Annotated in this window: 10 protein-coding genes, 4 tRNA genes and 3 rRNA genes; 9 read left to right on the plus strand and 8 right to left on the minus strand. The window is 70.7% G+C overall.

The features are described 5' to 3' along the window. The first annotated feature begins 179 nt into the window (after positions 1 to 179). The 7 genes from caldi_RS00005 to caldi_RS00035 all read left to right on the plus strand — a co-directional run bounded on the left by caldi_RS00005 (position 180) and on the right by caldi_RS00035 (position 5,659). A 16S ribosomal RNA gene (locus caldi_RS00005) occupies positions 180 to 1,722 on the plus strand. Positions 1,723 to 1,943: 221 nt separating this feature from the next. Further along, positions 1,944 to 4,922: ribosomal RNA gene (locus caldi_RS00010) — 23S ribosomal RNA — on the plus strand. A 58-nt stretch (positions 4,923 to 4,980) separates the two neighbouring features. Further along, a 5S ribosomal RNA gene (rrf, locus tag caldi_RS00015) occupies positions 4,981 to 5,097 on the plus strand. Together the 16S, 23S and 5S rRNA genes with 4 tRNA genes alongside form the textbook arrangement of a ribosomal RNA operon. Before the next feature lie 39 nt (positions 5,098 to 5,136). Continuing rightward, positions 5,137 to 5,213, plus strand: a tRNA-Arg gene (locus tag caldi_RS00020). 159 nt (positions 5,214 to 5,372) lie between these two features. After that, positions 5,373 to 5,448, plus strand: a tRNA-Gly gene (locus tag caldi_RS00025). A gap of 24 nt (positions 5,449 to 5,472) precedes the next feature. Then, positions 5,473 to 5,549: transfer RNA gene (locus tag caldi_RS00030), tRNA-His, on the plus strand. 33 nt (positions 5,550 to 5,582) lie between these two features. Continuing rightward, a tRNA-Arg gene (locus caldi_RS00035) sits at positions 5,583 to 5,659 on the plus strand. 354 nt (positions 5,660 to 6,013) lie between these two features. On the opposite strand, the gene caldi_RS00040 is transcribed toward caldi_RS00035, so the two are convergent. Further along, positions 6,014 to 6,448 (minus strand): DEAD/DEAH box helicase, encoded by a 435-nt coding sequence (locus caldi_RS00040; RefSeq protein ID WP_264843037.1) that lies wholly within the window; start codon positions 6,446 to 6,448, stop codon positions 6,014 to 6,016. A 135-nt stretch (positions 6,449 to 6,583) separates the two neighbouring features. Here caldi_RS00040 and caldi_RS00045 point away from each other — a divergent pair, with 135 nt between their 5' ends. Then, the gene (locus caldi_RS00045) at positions 6,584 to 7,093 is read left to right on the plus strand and encodes a hypothetical protein (protein WP_264843038.1); all 510 of its coding nucleotides are present in this window, start codon (positions 6,584 to 6,586) and stop codon (positions 7,091 to 7,093) included. A gap of 105 nt (positions 7,094 to 7,198) precedes the next feature. Here caldi_RS00045 and caldi_RS00050 read toward each other — a convergent pair whose 3' ends face one another. After that, positions 7,199 to 7,408 (minus strand): hypothetical protein, encoded by a 210-nt coding sequence (locus tag caldi_RS00050; RefSeq protein WP_264843039.1) that lies wholly within the window; start codon positions 7,406 to 7,408, stop codon positions 7,199 to 7,201. A gap of 240 nt (positions 7,409 to 7,648) precedes the next feature. Here caldi_RS00050 and caldi_RS00055 point away from each other — a divergent pair, with 240 nt between their 5' ends. Then, positions 7,649 to 8,779: an XdhC family protein gene (locus caldi_RS00055; RefSeq protein WP_264843040.1), complete on the plus strand. Its 1,131-nt coding sequence runs from the start codon at positions 7,649 to 7,651 to the stop codon at positions 8,777 to 8,779. Here the strand turns inward: caldi_RS00055 and caldi_RS00060 are convergent. From caldi_RS00060 to ribD, 6 genes are read right to left on the minus strand one after another with little or no spacing between them, the layout of a single operon-like run. Then, positions 8,776 to 9,474 (minus strand): IMPACT family protein, encoded by a 699-nt coding sequence (locus tag caldi_RS00060; protein ID WP_264843041.1) that lies wholly within the window; start codon positions 9,472 to 9,474, stop codon positions 8,776 to 8,778. The genes caldi_RS00055 and caldi_RS00060 overlap by 4 nt on opposite strands. Then, a complete protein-coding gene (gene ribH, locus caldi_RS00065) occupies positions 9,471 to 9,992 on the minus strand; it encodes a 6,7-dimethyl-8-ribityllumazine synthase (RefSeq protein WP_264843042.1) in 522 nt (173 codons plus the stop codon). Before ribH ends, caldi_RS00060 begins: the two co-directional genes overlap by 4 nt. 54 nt (positions 9,993 to 10,046) lie before the next feature. Beyond that, positions 10,047 to 10,664 carry an ECF transporter S component gene (locus caldi_RS00070; protein ID WP_264843043.1) on the minus strand — a complete coding sequence of 206 codons (618 nt, stop codon included), beginning with the start codon at positions 10,662 to 10,664 and terminating at the stop codon, positions 10,047 to 10,049. Between the two features lie 37 nt (positions 10,665 to 10,701). Next, positions 10,702 to 11,913 (minus strand): bifunctional 3,4-dihydroxy-2-butanone-4-phosphate synthase/GTP cyclohydrolase II, encoded by a 1,212-nt coding sequence (locus caldi_RS00075; RefSeq protein ID WP_264843044.1) that lies wholly within the window; start codon positions 11,911 to 11,913, stop codon positions 10,702 to 10,704. A gap of 31 nt (positions 11,914 to 11,944) precedes the next feature. Further along, positions 11,945 to 12,556: a riboflavin synthase gene (locus tag caldi_RS00080; RefSeq protein WP_264843045.1), complete on the minus strand. Its 612-nt coding sequence runs from the start codon at positions 12,554 to 12,556 to the stop codon at positions 11,945 to 11,947. Continuing rightward, positions 12,553 to 13,824, minus strand: coding sequence for a bifunctional diaminohydroxyphosphoribosylaminopyrimidine deaminase/5-amino-6-(5-phosphoribosylamino)uracil reductase RibD (gene ribD / locus caldi_RS00085; RefSeq protein ID WP_264843046.1), 1,272 nt, complete (start codon positions 13,822 to 13,824; stop codon positions 12,553 to 12,555). Before ribD ends, caldi_RS00080 begins: the two co-directional genes overlap by 4 nt. Positions 13,825 to 14,306 lie beyond the last annotated feature (482 nt).

The following is a 14,306-nucleotide window of genomic DNA, read 5'->3' on the forward strand; positions in this document are numbered from 1 at the left end:
GTAGCGGGCCGTGATAAGATGACGATCCTGCGGCGGCGCCGTCGGGCGCCGCCCGCCGGCCGGAAGGCCGGCGGCCCGGTCCTTGAGAACTGAACAGTGTGGGCAGGAAGGAGCCTGCGGACGGAAACCGGGAGGATTCCGGACGACGGGATCGGCTTTCCGGGGGAAAGCGGAAGCTTTGGACGGAGAGTTTGATCCTGGCTCAGGACGAACGCTGGCGGCGTGCCTAAGACATGCAAGTCGAGCGGGGCCCTTTCGGGGGCCCAGCGGCAGACGGGTGAGTAACACGTGGATAACCTGCCCCGGCCACCGGGATAACAGGCCGAAAGGCCTGCTAATACCGGGTAAGCTCACGGCTCCGCATGGGGCTGGGAGAAGAGGGGCGATGGCCCCGGGCCGGGAGGGGTCCGCGGCCCATCAGCTGGACGGTGGGGTAACGGCCCACCGTGGCGACGACGGGTAGCCGGCCTGAGAGGGTGGACGGCCACACTGGGACTGAGACACGGCCCAGACTCCTACGGGAGGCAGCAGTCGGGAATCTTGCGCAATGGGCGAAAGCCTGACGCAGCGACGCCGCGTGGGGGAAGAAGGCCTTCGGGTTGTAAACCCCTGTTGCCCGGGACGAGGCCGGTGCGGAGGGAATGCCGCGCGGGTGACGGTACCGGGCGAGGAAGCCACGGCTAACTACGTGCCAGCAGCCGCGGTAATACGTAGGTGGCGAGCGTTGTCCGGAATGACTGGGCGTAAAGGGCGTGTAGGCGGCCCGGTAAGTGGAAGGTGAAAGGTCCCGGCTCAACCGGGGAGGTGCCTTTCAAACTGCCGGGCTTGAGTGGGCTAGAGGGCAGCGGAATTCCCGGTGTAGCGGTGAAATGCGTAGAGATCGGGAGGAACACCAGTGGCGAAGGCGGCTGCCTGGGGCCTGACTGACGCTGAGGCGCGAAAGCTGGGGGAGCAAACAGGATTAGATACCCTGGTAGTCCCAGCCGTAAACGATGAGCGCTACGTGTGGTGGGTATCGACCCCTGCCGTGCGGTAGCCAACGCATTAAGCGCTCCGCCTGGGGAGTACGGCCGCAAGGCTGAAACTCAAAGGAATTGACGGGGGCCCGCACAAGCGGTGGAGCATGTGGTTTAATTCGAAGCAACGCGTAGAACCTTACCTGGGCTTGAAAGGCCGCTGGTAGCGCCCGAAAGGGCGTGAGCCCCGCAAGGGGAGGGCGGTACAGGTGGTGCATGGTTGTCGTCAGCTCGTGTCGTGAGATGTTGGGTTAAGTCCCGCAACGAGCGCAACCCCCGTCCCGTGTTGCCAGCACGGAAGGTGGGCACTCACGGGAGACTGCCGGGGACGACCCGGAGGAAGGTGGGGATGACGTCAAATCATCATGCCCCCGATGTCCAGGGCTACACACGTGCTACAATGGCCGGGACAGAGCGGACCGAACCCGCGAGGGGGAGGGAATCGCAAAAACCCGGTCCCAGTTCGGATCGCAGGCTGCAACTCGCCTGCGTGAAGGCGGAATCGCTAGTAATCGCGGATCAGCACGCCGCGGTGAATGCGTTCCCGGGCCTTGTACACACCGCCCGTCACACCATGGGAGTCGGCAACACCCGAAGCCGGTGGGCCAACCCGAGAGGGAGGCAGCCGTCGAAGGTGGGGCCGATGACTGGGGTGAAGTCGTAACAAGGTAGCCGTATCGGAAGGTGCGGCTGGATCACCTCCTTTCTAGGGAGTTTTCTCCCAGGTCGGTCGGTCGCCGGGGAGGCGGCTGAGGCCGGGGCTGCGGGAGCGGCCGCCGGCGCCGCAGGGTTCCGGAAGCCCACACTGGTCAGTTCCCAGGGACCGGGCGGTCCCCCGGGCGGGGGGCGGCCGGTCCTGCACCTTGACAAGTGCACAGAGGGAAGGGACTGCGACACAGGCGGAACCGCAAGACGCCTGAGGCGAACGGTCAAGCGGATAAGGGCGCACGGTGGATGCCTGGGCGCCAGGTGCCGAGGAAGGACGCGGCCAGCGGCGAAACGCCCCGGGGAGCCGCAAGCAGGCAGGGATCCGGGGATGTCCGAATGGGGGAACCCGGCCGGGGGGAACCCCGGTCACCGGCCGGTGAATGCATAGCCGGCCGGGGGGCACCCGCCGAACTGAAACATCTCAGTAGGCGGAGGAGGAGAAATCAAGCGAGATTCCCTCAGTAGCGGCGAGCGAACGGGGAAGAGCCCAAACCGTGCCTGTGGGAAAGCCTGCCGGCGTTGCAGGCACGGGGTAGCGGGACCGTCAGGGTGGGCGGCAGACCACCGGCGGAGTGAGAAACCGCCGCTCTAGCCGAAGCGGCCTGGAACGGCCTGCCGCAGACGGTAAGAGCCCGGTAGGCGAAAGGGCGGCGGCTCCGGACGGGATCCCAAGTAGCACGGGGCACGTGGAATCCCGTGTGAATCCGGGGGGACCACCCTCCAAGGCTAAAGACGCCTGGCGACCGATAGCGGACGAGTACCGTGAGGGAAAGGTGAAAAGCACCGCGGGAGCGGAGTGAAAGAGAACCTGAAACCGTGTGCCTACAAGCAGTCCGAGCCCCGATGGGGTGAGGGCGTGCCTCTTGAAGAATGAACCGGCGAGTTGCGATCACGGGCGAGGCGAAGCACCTCAGGTGCGGAGCCGGAGGGAAACCGAGTCTGAAAGGGCGCAAGTCCGTGGGCGCAGACCCGAAACCGGGTGATCTACCCATGGCCAGGGTGAAGCGGGGGTAAGACCCCGTGGAGGCCCGAACCAGGTTGGCGTTGAAAAGCCATCGGATGAGCTGTGGGTAGGGGTGAAATGCCAATCGAACCCGGAGATAGCTGGTTCTCCCCGAAATCGCTTTTGGGCGAGCCTCGGGAGGTAGCCGGCGGAGGTAGAGCGACGGATTGGGGGAGGGGCCGTACAGGTTACCGAACCCACTCCAACTCCGAATGCCGCCGGCCGGACCCCGGGAGTCAGACTCCGGGTGCGAAGATCCGGGGTCAAGAGGGGAACAACCCAGACCGCCAGCCAAGGTCCCGAAGTCCGTGCTGAGTGGGGAAGGATGTGGCGCTGCGAAGACAACCAGGATGTTGGCTTAGAAGCAGCCATCATTCGAAGAGTGCGTAATAGCTCACTGGTCGAGTGGCGCTGCGCCGAAAATTCACGGGGCTAAGCACGGCACCGAAGCTGCGGATCGGAGCGAGGCTCCGATGGTAGGGGAGCGTTCCGTACCCGGCGAAGGTTCGCCGGAAGGCGGGCTGGAGGGGACGGAAGTGAGAATGCCGGTATGAGTAGCGAAAACGGCGGTGAGAATCCGCCGCACCGAAAGCCTCAGGGTTCCTGAGGAAGGCTCGTCCGCTCAGGGTAAGTCGGGGCCTAAGCCGAGGCCGAAGGGCGTAGGCGATGGGGAACCGGTGGAGATTCCGGTACCACCACCGGCCGATTGAGCGAGGCGGGGACGCAGGGGGGCAGGCATGGCCGGCCGCTGGTCGAGCCGGTGCAAGCCGGTAGCGTGCCCGGGGAGGGAAGTCCCCCCGGGTAGACGTGAGAGGCGACGCCGAGGGAATGGAGTACCGAAGCAGCCGGGCCCGCACTGCCAAGAAAAGCCGCTAGCGAGGCACGGGGTGCCCGTACCGCAAACCGACACAGGTAGGCGGGGAGAGAATCCTCAGGTGCGCGGGAGAACCCTCGCTAAGGAACTCGGCAAACTGCCCCCGTAACTTCGGGAGAAGGGGGGCCCTCGGGGGTGAGGGGTCCGAGCGGCCCGGAGCCCCTGGGGGTCGCAGGGAAACGGCCCAAGCGACTGTTTACCAAAAACACAGGTCTCTGCGAAGCCGGAAGGCGAAGTATAGGGGCTGACGCCTGCCCGGTGCTGGAAGGTTAAGGGGAAGGGTGAGCCGGAAGGCGAAGCTCTGAACCGAAGCCCCAGTAAACGGCGGCCGTAACTATAACGGTCCTAAGGTAGCGAAATTCCTTGTCGGGTAAGTTCCGACCCGCACGAATGGCGTAACGACTTGGGCGCTGTCTCGGCGAGGGACCCGGTGAAATTGAGCGACCTGTGTAGACGCAGGTTACCCGTGGTTGGACAGAAAGACCCCGTGGAGCTTCACTGCAGCCTGGTGTTGGGCGCTGGTGGTGCGTGTACAGGATAGGTGGGAGCCGGAGAAGCAGGGGCGCCAGCCCCTGTGGAGGCGCCGTTGGGATACCACCCTCGGACCCCCGGCGCTCTAACCCTGGCCCGTGAGCCGGGTGGGGGACCGTGCCAGGCGGGCAGTTTGACTGGGGCGGTCGCCTCCTAAAGGGTAACGGAGGCGCCCAAAGGTCCGCTCAGGATGGTTGGAAATCATCCGGGGAGTGCAAAGGCAGAAGCGGGCTTGACTGCGAGACGGACAGGTCGAGCAGGTGGGAAACCAGGGCTTAGTGATCCGGCGGTACCGAGTGGAAGGGCCGTCGCTCAACGGATAAAAGCTACCCCGGGGATAACAGGCTGATCTCCCCCAAGAGTCCACATCGACGGGGAGGTTTGGCACCTCGATGTCGGCTCATCGCATCCTCGGGCTGAAGTCGGTCCGAAGGGTTGGGCTGTTCGCCCATTAAAGCGGTACGTGAGCTGGGTTCAGAACGTCGTGAGACAGTTCGGTCCCTATCCACCACGGGCGGTGGAGACTTGACGGGAGCTGCCCCCAGTACGAGAGGACCGGGGTGGACGCACCGCTGGTGTACCAGTTGTCCCGCCAGGGGCAAACGCTGGGTAGCCATGTGCGGAACGGATCAGCGCTGAAAGCATCTAAGTGCGAAGCCGGCCCGGAGATGAGGTCTCCCATCCCGCAAGGGAGTAAGACCCCTGGGAGATGACCAGGTCGATCGGCCGGGCGTGTACGCGCCGCAAGGCGTTGAGCGGACCGGTACGAATCGGTCGAGGGCTTGACCTGGCCAAAGGCGGCGTGCGGTTCCACCTGGGTCGCAGACCCAACGCCTCTGTGCACGATTTCGGGTGCCCATACCGGCGGGGCCACACCCGGCTCCATTCCGAACCCGGTCGTTAAGCCCGCCAGGGCCGAGGGTACTGGGGGCCCTAGCCCCCGGGAGAGTAGGTCGGCGCCCGAACTGCCTTGACGGCCAGGTCCACGGGACCTGGCCGATCCTGCGCCCGTAGCTCAATTGGACAGAGCATCTGACTACGGATCAGAAGGCTGGGGGTTCGAGTCCTCCCGGGCGCGCCAGCAGGCCGGCGGCAGCGGGAAGGGGCGCTCCAGCCCGGGGGGCGGCAGGGCACGAATGCCACGTAGGGCACGATCGCCCTGTTGCCCAGGGGGCGTCCGGTATGCTAAAATGTGCGATGCTCGGCACGGGGGACCGGCTCTGCCGGGTTCTGTAGTCGGGCGGGTTTAGCTCAGTTGGTAGAGCGCCACCTTGCCAAGGTGGAGGTCGCGAGTTCGAGTCTCGTAACCCGCTCCAACCAAGGGGGCATCCCCCGTCGTGGTGGCCGTAGCTCAGCTGGTCAGAGCGCCAGGTTGTGGCCCTGGAGGTCGTGGGTTCGAGTCCCATCGGTCACCCCACACGAAACCTTCTCCAACGCGAGCGCAGCGAGGGCGCCCGTAGCTCAATTGGATAGAGCATCTGACTACGGATCAGAAGGCTGGGGGTTCGAGTCCTCCCGGGCGCACCAGACCGGAGACCGCAGCGACCCGAACGACTGTCGTTCGGGTCGCTGTCGTTCTCCTTCCAGGTCCCCGCGAGCGCTCGCCGCTCTCGGTGACGGGCACGGTCAACGCCGGACGGCTGCAGGGTCTCCGGGTGCGGGGAGTCCGGGCCCGGGCCCTGGCCGCCCAGGAAGCGGGCCGCACGCTCGAGGAGGTGGACGGTGGCGCTGAGCCCGATGCGGGCGAGGGGCCGGCCAGTTCCTCCCGCCGCTCCAGGTTCAGGGACAGGTGGACCCCCCGTTTTTCCTCGAGCAGGGCGTGGAGTTCGTCGACGAGGACGGCGCGTACCGTCCGCAGGCCTGCCCGGGCTCGAGTGGACGTCAGGAGGGGTACAGGGACTCCGGCGCGGTGATGAGGGTGTGCGGCGGCCTGCGCGAGAGGCGCCGGCACGGCTCCGGCGGCGTCTCGCCGGTCCGGACCGCCACCCCGACTTCACGCAGCGGCACGGCTTCGCGGGCGGCGAGCGCCGAGATCTCCCGGAGCGGCTCGTGCAGGTTGCGCTCGACATGGTGGCTGAGCGCCCGCAGGGGCCAGGCGTGGACGACCCGGACGCCCTCGGGCAGGTCGGGTTCCTGCCAGAGAAGGTCGAGGTACTTGGAGAAGGCGGTCAGGGTCTTGGCCGAACCGGCCGGCGCCGGGATCAGGCAACGCTGCCGCCGGGCGATGGCGGGCCAACCCAGTCGCTGCGGCGGGCTCGGGGTGCCCTGGCGTTCCCGGAACCACCGCACAGCCAGGGGATGAAAGCCGGCCATCACCTCGCCGGCCTCTGCCGGTGCAGGCCGGCCGGGTGTCTTCGAGCGTGCCAGGCGTTCCCCTTCCCCGTCGGGGTCCTTCCGTCGCCGTCTGAGCCCGGGGCGCCGAGCGTATGAACGCCCCAGGAGGTGACGTTCGTGCCCTGGGTGACCGTATACGCGCTGGCGCTCCCGGTGCTCGTGACCGGCCTGGCCTGGGCCCTGCGGCGGCAGATGTCGCACATGACGGCGATGGTGCTGGCCATGAGCCTCGGCACGGCGGCCGGCCTGTGGGCGGGTTCGGCCGCGGTGGTCCTGGGACTGGGCGATCTGTGGGACGCCGCGCTCCTGGGTGCCGGCGTCGGAGCGGGGTTCGGGATCGGCGCCGGGCTGTCCGGAGGGCTCTCTCCGACGCTGGACGGCGGGCTCGGGGGGGTCATGGGCGGGATGATGGGTGCCATGCTCGCCGCCATGGCCCCGGGGCGCGCCACCGCGGCCCTGCGCGCGTCCACGGCGCTGCTCAGTGCCGTGGCCGTCCTGGTGGTCCTGCTGCTCGTGCGCGAGGCCGGCGCTCACGAGGTGCGTTCCGCCGTCCGGTCCCGCTGGCTTCTCCTGGCGCTCGTGGTGGTGGCGGGGCTCATCCTGGGAGCCGCGATGGGGGTGATCTGAGCGCGAACCTCGGACAGGCCCCTGGCCCGGGCGCGGTGGCATCACAGTGGGTCCCGGGACGCGGCGAGGGGGCGCCTGGAGAGGCGCCCCCTGGCGGGTCGGGCGTCAGTCACGATGGCCCAGGTGCCACTTCACCACGTCGATGGCGTCCCCATCGATCATGTAGTCGGCATCCGGCGTGTGAAGACGGATGATGCGCTGCTGCGTGTCGAACTGGGTGTCACCGAGGTGGAGTTCGAACGTCTGACCCGAGGACGTGGTGACCATGACCTCTCCCCACTGCTGGAGTTGACGCTGGACCAGTTCCATCTTCATGCTCGCTCGCCTCCCGGTTGCGGTTTCCAGTACTCTTCGTCGTTACTTCGTTTCCACGCGGCAAAATGCCTGCCGGTTAGGTTTTCACCGCCGGCCGGGGCTATGCCGCGGCCTGCCGCCCACCGCGGCCACGGCGTGCCGGGCAGAAAGGAGTTTCGTCCCCGCACTGCCAATTCAAAACCGAAGAAAAGCGTCCCGGGCGAGCACCGCGTCCGGTGGGTATGGGAGGAGGGAGAGGCGGTGGACACTGCCTTTCCGGATCTGATCTCCGTACGGCGGCGTGGCAGGAGGGGGCTCCTCGCGACGGTGGTCCGGGGCTTCGGCTCGACTTACCGCCGGCCGGGAGCGTCAGCCGTCGTCGTGGAGGGAGGGGAGGTGCTGGGCGCCATCAGCGGGGGTTGCATGGAGAGCGACGTGCTGGTGGCGGCGAGCGACGTCTTCCTGGGGGCGGCACCCGCTCGCCTGCTCGAGTACGACACGGCGGGCGAGGAAGACCTCATCTGGGGGACCGGGAGCGGCTGCGGGGGCCGCGTGCAGGTGCTGGTCGCCCCGGTGGCCGACGAGGTGCTGGAGTTCGTGGCCGCGCGCCTGGAGGCGGGCCGGACCGCCGTCGTGGCGACCGGCCTCGGTTCCCGGCCCGGCCGGCGAATGGCCCTCGGGCTGCCGGAGGGTGCGAGGGACGCGTCCATGGGGGAGGAGGACCTCGAACGGGCCGGAACCCTGGGGGACCCGGACCTGGACGCAGCGGCCGCGCGGGCGGCGGTCCGTCTCCTCGCCGCCGGGGAGGCGGGGCCGCTCTGGGTGGAGGCGGGCGGCGAGGCGGTGTTCCTCCAGCGGGTCGAGCCGCGGCCGCAGCTCCTCATCTGCGGCGCCGGCGACGACGCCCGGCCGGTGGCGCGCCTCGCCCGTCAGGTCGGCTTCCGCGTCGTGGTGGCCGACCACCGGCCGGCCTGGGCGACGCCGGATCGCTTCCCGACGGCCGACGCCGTGGTGGTGGCGGAGCCGGAGGAGTTGGCCGGGAAGGTCGCCATCCCGGACGGCAGCTACGCCGTGCTCATGACCCACCACTACTTCAAGGACCTCGAGCTCCTGCGCCGGCTCCTGCCCCTGCCACTGCGGTACATCGGGCTCCTCGGGGCGCGGGAGCGTTCCCGGCGGCTCATCCGGCAGATCGGGGAGGAGGCCCCCGCGCTCCTGGAGCACGCGCGGGCGCGGCTCCGGGCCCCGGTCGGCCTCGACCTGGGAGCGGACGGTCCCGAGGAGATCGCCGTCAGCATCCTCGGTGAGATCCTGGCCGTGCGGTCAGGGCGCCCGGCGGTCCCGCTGACGCAGAGCCGCGGCTCCGTCCTCGAGGCGCTGGCGGGCGACTAGGCGCCGGCCCGCCCGACCGGTTCACGGGGCAGGTAGGCGTAGGGGCCCGGGTCGACGCGCGCCTGCCCGGACGTCCACTCGGTCACCTCGCCGGCCACGGTCCGGGCCCGGCCGGCCGGCAGCCAGGCCGGCAGGACCACGCTTGCGCCGTACTGCGGCTCGCCCGTGTGGACGGCGTGCGCGTGCAGGAGGTACTGGACCTTCCCGAGCAGGGCGTAGGGCACCTCGACGTCGAGGCGCTGGCAGAGCTGCATCTCCACCACGCCGGCGGCGCGGATGGCCGCCACGGCTGCATCGGTGTACGCGCGCACGAGCCCGGCGGCACCCAGGAGGGTGCCGCCGAAGTAGCGCGTGACCACGAGCGCCACCCCCCGCAGGTCCTCTTTCTGGAGGACGCCGAGCGCGGGGCGGCCGGCCGTCCCCGCCGGTTCTCCGCCGTCCGAACAGCTCTCGACCAGAAAGCCCAGCCCGACGCGATACGCGGGAACGTTGTGGGTGGCCCGTGCGTGCAGCGCCGTGCGCTCGGCGATCCGGGCCTCCGCCTCCTCCCGGGTGGTCACCGGCCACACGGCACCGATGAACCGGGAGCGCTTGATCACGAGTTCGGCCTCCGCCGGGCGGGCCACCGTGCGGTACGCCGGGGGCGCGTCCGGGCCGGGCGCCGGCACCGCGCCCGGAGGGAGATCGGCGCTCAACCGGCCTCCCTGCCCGATCCGCCCCCGGCCCGGGGCGGCCCGCCGCCGGGGCCGGGCAGTATCCGGAGGAGGTTCGCCATCTCGATGGCGGCCAGCGCCGCCTCGGCACCCTTGTTGCCGGCCTTGGTGCCCGCGCGCTCGATCGCCTGGTCGACGGTGTCCGTGGTGAGCACGCCGAAGGTGACCGGCACGCCGCTCTCCAGGGCGGCGCGCCCGACCCCGCGCGTGACCTCGCCGGCCACGTAGTCGAAGTGCGGCGTCGCCCCCCGGATCACCGCCCCGAGGGCGACCACCGCGTCGTAGCGGCCCGAGCCGGCCAGGCGGAGGACCGCCAGGGGCAGCTCGAAGGCGCCGGGCACCCAGGCGACGTCGATGTCCTCTTCCCGCACCCCGTGCCGGATCAGGGCATCCCGGGCGCCGGCGAGGAGCGAGGACGTGATGAAGTCGTTGAAGCGGGAGACGGCCAGGGCGATCCGCAGACCTGTGCCCACGAGAGAACCCTGATACACGCGATCCAACTCGGCCACCTCTTCCGGAGTCTTCCTCGGCATCCGGGAAGCCCGCCGCGCGGGCTAGTCGCCCGAATGAGCGGGGCGGCGGGCCGGCGCCCACGCCAGCGCCCCGTCGCCGGCCAGGCGCCGGTGCAGCGCGAGCCCGAGCACGCCCGTGAGGGCACCCTTGAACAGGTTGAACGGGGCGATCGCACCGAGAGCCACCGCCCACGTGCCCTGGTGGATCCCCCATAGCGGCAGGAAGACCAGGGCGTTGGCTGGCACCATGACCGCCGCCATCGCGGCCGTGGCCGCGCCCATGACTGCGCCGCCGGCGACCCAGTAGCGCAGCGGGGTGGGCCCGCTACCCTCGCCCCCGGCGCCCCGGGCGCCGATCCCTGCCAGGCGGGCCGCCCAGCCGGCCACCACCACGAAGGTGCCGCCCGCCAGGAGGTTCGCCGCGATCCCCACCCAGCCGGCGTCGGAGCGGCCGGAGGCCAGGAAGAGCAGGTCCTTGAGCGCCTCCACGGCGAGGCCCGGCCACGGCCCTCCGCCCAGCGCGGCGAGGAGGGCCGGCACCTCGCTGGCATCGTACTTCAGGTAGCCGGGGAAGAGGAACGGGATCGGGAACTCGGCGAGCATGAGCGCCACGGCGAGGGCCGTCAGGACGCTCAGGCGGGCAAGCGTGCGCAGGGGCATGGCCGGTGGCTCGACTCCTTTCGCTGAGAGCGCCGTATCAGTCGTGGCCCAGGTCCTGGGTGATGAGGTGGCCGAGCTTCTCCCGCTTCGTGCGCAGGTAGCGGCGGTTGACCTCGTTGGAGGGCATCTCCAGGGGGACCCGCTCGACGATCTCCAGCCCGTAGCCCGCCAGGCTGTACTGCTTGCGGGGGTTGTTGGTCAGGAGGCGGATCCGGCGCACCCCGAGGTGCCGCAGGATCTGGGCGCCCACCCCGTAGTCCCTCGCGTCGGGGGCGAAGCCGAGCCGCAGGTTCGCCTCCACGGTGTCCAGGCCCTCGTCTTGCAGGCGGTAGGCCCGGAGCTTGTTCGCCAGGCCGATGCCCCGGCCTTCCTGGCGCATGTAGAGGAGTACCCCGCGCCCTTCCCGCGCGATGGCCGCCAGGGCGGCCTCGAGCTGGTCGCCGCAGTCGCAGCGCAGGGAGTGGAAGACGTCGCCGGTCAGGCACTCGGAGTGGACCCGCACCAGGACCGGCTCGGGCGTGGTCACGTCACCCAGCACCAGGGCCACGTGGGTCAGGCCCGTGTGCCGCTCCTCGAAGGCGTGGGCGGTGAAGTCGGCGTCCCGGGTGGGCAGGCGGACCGGCGGCAGGGGGTCGATCAGGGTTTCGTGCTCGAGGCGGTACCGGACCAGGTCGGCGATGCGGAGGATCTTGAGGCCGTGGCGCTCGGCGAAGGGAATCAGGTCGGGCAGCCGGGCCATGGTGCCGTCTTCGTTGAGGATCTCGCAGATCACCCCGGCGGGGGTGAGACCGGCCAGCCGGGCGAGGTCGACGGCCGCCTCGGTGTGGCCGGGGCGCCGCAGCACGCCCCCGGGCTTGGCGCGCAGAGGGAAGACGTGGCCGGGGCGGACGAGGTCCCCGGGGCGGGTCTTCGGGTCGATGAGGGTCCGGATCGTGTGGCAGCGCTCGTGGGCCGAGATCCCCGTGGTGACGCCCTCCCGCGCGTCGACGGAAACGGTGAAGGCCGTCCCCATGTGGTCGCTGCCCTTCGGCACCATGATCGGCAGGTCGAGCTCGTCCAGCCGCTCTCCGGTCATGGGTACGCAGATGAGGCCGCGCCCGTGGGTGGCCATGAAGTTCACGGCTTCCGGCGTGACGTGCTCGGCGGCCATGACAAGGTCGCCCTCGTTCTCCCGGTCCTCGTCGTCGACGACGATGACCATCCGCCCGGCCCGGATCTCGGCGACGGCTTCCTCGACGGTGGCGAACATGCCTGTGTGCCTCCCTGTGCGGTGGGCCCGGTCAGTCCGCAGGTCCGGCGGCGCCCCGTGGGGTGGATCGGCCCTCCGCGGCGCCCAGGTGGAGCGAGACGAAACGCTCCACGTACTTGGCGATCACGTCGACCTCGAGGTTCACCGGATCGCCCGGACGGCGGCGGCCCAGGGTCGTGACCGCTGCCGTGTGGGGGATGAGGCTCACGGTGAAGTGGTCCGAAGCCACGTCCACCACGGTGAGGCTCACCCCGTCGACGGCCACCGACCCCTTCGGCACGAGGTAGCGCAGGACGCCGGCGGGGGCCCGGATGCTCAGGATGCGGGCGTTCTCCTCCTCCCGGACCGCCGTCACGGTGCCGACCCCGTCCACGTGGCCCTGCACGAGGTGCCCGCCAAGGCGGCCCGACGGCGAGAGGGGGCGCTCGAGGTTGACCGGCTCCCCCGGCCGCAGGCGGGCCAGGGCGGTCCGGTCGAACGTCTCCGGCATCACGTCCGCCCAGAACTCGCCCCCGTTCGCCTTCGTCACGGTGAGGCAGACCCCGTTGACCGCCACCGACTCGCCCACCGCGAGCCCTGCCGCCAGGCTGCCGGCCGAGATCGCCAGCCGCAGCGTGCGGCCTGAGCGCTCCACGGCCCTCACGGTGCCCGTGCCCTCGACGATGCCGGTGAACAGTTCTGTCGCCCCCTTGCGGTGGGGTACACGATGTCCCCTTCCACGACCAGGTCCCGTCCCAGCCGCCGCGTGTACGGCCGGGCCAGCCGGGGCACCTCCGCGAGGTGCGCCGCCCCCTCGCCGCCCACGGCTGCAGCGCCGCCCCCGCCCAGGAAGAGGGGGGAGAGGTAGAGGCGCGCCCCGTCCGCCAGGTGCCGGTCGAGCAGGGCGCCGAGCAGCTGGCCTCCCCCCTCTGCCAGCACGCTGACGACCTCGCGGCGGCCCAGCTCGGCCAGGAGCGCCTCCAGGTCGACCCGGCCGTCCGGGCCGGGCGGCAGCACGAGCATCTCGGCGCCGGCGGCCTCGAGCTCCCGGATGCGGTCCGCCGGCGCGGCAGGCGTCACGGCGACGATGGCCGGGAACAACCGGGCCCAGGACGGCGTCCGGGCGTGGCTGTCGACCACGATGCGGAGCGGCTGGCGGGGCTGCCAGGGGTCATCTTCCGGTGCGGCGTCCGCCGGCGCGTTCCGGAGCCGGCGAGGAAGCCCCCAGCCGAACGCCAGGGGCCCGGGGCGCACCGCGCGCGCCGTGAGGCGGGGGTCGTCGGCCAGAAGGGTGCCAAGCCCGATCAGGATGGCGTCCGACTGGTCCCGCACCTGGTGCACCTCCTGCCGGGCCGCCTCGCTCGAGATCCACCGCGACTCGCCGGTTCGGGTGGCGATGCGCCCGTCGAGGGAAGTGGCCACCTTCACCAGGACGTACGGGCGGCCGGTTCGCTTGTAGTGCAGCCAGGGGCGGTTGAGCCGCTCGGCGTGCTCCGCCAGGAGCCCCACGTCGACCCGGACCCCTGCCTGGCGCAGGCGCGCGAAGCCCCGGCCCCGCACCCGGGGGTCGGGATCCTCCATCGCTGCCACGACCCGGGCCACGCCGGCGGCCACCAGCGCGTCCGCACAGGGCGGGGTGAGCCCGTGGTGGGCGCACGGCTCCAGGGTGACGTAGGCCGTCGCGCCCCGGGCACGCGGGCCCGCCTCGCGCAGGGCGAGCGCCTCGGCGTGCGGCTCGCCCCGCCGGCGGTGGTACCCCCGCCCCACCACCTCGCCGCCCTGCACGAGCACGCACCCCACCTGGGGGTTGGGGTGGGTGCGGTAGCCCGCCCGGGCTGCGAGGGCGAGGGCCTCGTACATGTACCGGCGGTCTTCGGGGGTGAACGGGTTGCGTGCCGGGGTTCCGGCCCGGAAGGCAGGCGACGTGGCCAACAGAACAACCCCCCGGGAGCTTACCCTGGGGGGTATATCGGTGGGACCGTGCTCGCGACCGGAACGCGGTGGCCAGATCCACCACTGGCCCCACGTACCCGGCAAGGCGCGCCCCCGCGCCCCACCGGCCGGCCGCAAACCTTCTCCCATCCGGACTATACCGTCGGCCCCGGATTCCCGCAGCGCCGCCGTCCGGGGATTCCCCCGGCGCACCGCTGCGGACCGGCGTCAGCCCCGCCCCCCGGGGGCCCGTGGCCCCAGGCCCCGCACGGGTCCGGGCGGGGGTCGTGGCGCTCGTCCTGCCGTGCCGGCAGGCTTCACCACCGATCGGGAATTGGCGGCGGGACATCGCCCGCTCGCCTCACCCTGCCCCGAAGGTTCGCTCCGCTCTCTATCCAGATGTCGCGGCCATTATAGCACCGGCACCCCGGCGCGGCAACGGCCGTGTGGGGGGTTGTCATCCCCGCCGGGCGGGGCGCATA

Origin of the sequence: Caldinitratiruptor microaerophilus (genome assembly GCF_025999835.1) — a bacterium.
GTDB classification, from domain to species: domain Bacteria; phylum Bacillota; class Sulfobacillia; order Symbiobacteriales; family ZC4RG38; genus Caldinitratiruptor; species Caldinitratiruptor microaerophilus.

What these genes read in the sequence shown, in the direction of transcription:
- caldi_RS00050 (WP_264843039.1), bottom strand. Translation starts at nt 7,408, where the DNA reads ATGAAGATGGAACTGGTCCAGCGTCAACTCCAGCAGTGGGGAGAGGTC.
- caldi_RS00070 (WP_264843043.1), bottom strand. Translation starts at nt 10,664, where the DNA reads ATGCCCCTGCGCACGCTTGCCCGCCTGAGCGTCCTGACGGCCCTCGCC.
- caldi_RS00075 (WP_264843044.1), bottom strand. Translation starts at nt 11,913, where the DNA reads ATGTTCGCCACCGTCGAGGAAGCCGTCGCCGAGATCCGGGCCGGGCGG.